Consider the following 1,401-nt stretch of genomic DNA (forward strand, 5'->3'; position numbering starts at 1 on the left):
ATATTCAGGAGCATCGAAGAGTCGCCGCCCGAGACGGCCGAGCCGATGGAAAAAATCTTCGCCGATTTCGAAACGAAGATCGTGCCCGGGATGACGCATTGGCAGCATCCGCGCTTCTTCGCCTATTTCCCGGCCAACGCGGCTCCGGTCTCGGTGGTGGCCGAGTACCTCGTCTCGGCGATGGCCGCGCAGTGCATGCTGTGGCAGACCTCGCCGGCCGCGACAGAGCTCGAGACGCGTATCGTCGACTGGATGCGCCAGGCGCTGGGCCTGCCCGAAGGATTCTCCGGTGTCATTCAGGATTCGGCTTCGTCGGCGACGCTTGCCGCGGTGCTCACCATGCGCGAGCGGGCGCTTGACTGGCAGGGAAACAGACAAGGTCTCGCCGGCCAGGCGAAGCTGCGTGTCTATTGCTCCAACCAGGTTCACACCTCGATCGACCGAGCGATCTGGGTCGCCGGCATCGGCGAGGAGAATCTCATCCGTATCCCGGTAACCGGTCGTTTTCGCGCGATGGATACGGCGGCGCTCGAGGCGGCAATTATCGCCGATCGCGAGGCCGGCCTGCTGCCGGCGGGCATTGTCGCCTGCGTCGGCGGCACCAGCACCGGCGGCACCGACGACATCGCTGCCGTAGCGGCCGTGGCGAAGCGGCACGGCCTTTACCTGCACGTCGATGCGGCCTGGGCCGGGTCGGCGATGATCTGCCCGGAGTACCGGCATTTCTGGGCCGGTGTCGAGAGCGCCGATTCCATCGTCTTCAATCCGCACAAGTGGCTCGGCGCGCAATTCGACTGCTCGATCCAGTTCGTCTGCCAACCGGAAGACCTTGTGCGCACGCTGGCCATCAAGCCGGACTATCTCAAGACCAGAGGTCATGACGGCGTCATCAACTATTCGGAATGGTCGGTGCCGCTTGGCCGCCGATTCCGTGCGCTGAAACTCTGGTTCCTGCTGCGCGCCCACGGACTGGAAGGATTGCGCAAGATGATCCGAAACCATGTAGCCTGGAGCGAGGGACTTGCCGCACGCCTGGCCGGGGAAGCGGATTTCGAGCTCGTCACCGAGCCGATGTTGTCACTGTTCTCGTTCCGCCATCGCGCCCCTCAGGGTGCCGATCCAGACGAGCACAATTTGCGTCTCGTCGATGCCATCAACACGGACGGACGCATCTATTTGACGCAGACGCGCGTCGATGGTCGGGTGGCGATCCGCTTTCAGGCAGGACAGTTCGAGACCACGGCCGGCGATATTGATGCGGCCTTCGATGTCGTCACAGAGATTGCGCGCCGGCTTACCATTGAGGCAACGAACTGATTGCAGACCGGTTTGCCTTTGCGAGAAGGTGAATTTCTTTGGCCGGCTGTCCCTTTCCATCACTTTCGTTTTCCGATATAGACG

At 62.5% G+C, this 1,401-nt stretch carries 1 protein-coding gene; it reads left to right on the forward strand.

Translation table 11 applies throughout. The features are described 5' to 3' along the window. Nucleotides 1-1,317 (forward strand): aspartate aminotransferase family protein (locus tag EOA60_RS32925; protein ID WP_164899771.1); only part of this gene is annotated, 1,317 nt, incomplete at its 5' end. Nucleotides 1,318-1,401: the final 84 nt, after the last annotated feature.

Source organism: Mesorhizobium sp. M1A.F.Ca.IN.020.06.1.1, from assembly GCF_004023265.1.
Taxonomy (GTDB): domain Bacteria; phylum Pseudomonadota; class Alphaproteobacteria; order Rhizobiales; family Rhizobiaceae; genus Mesorhizobium.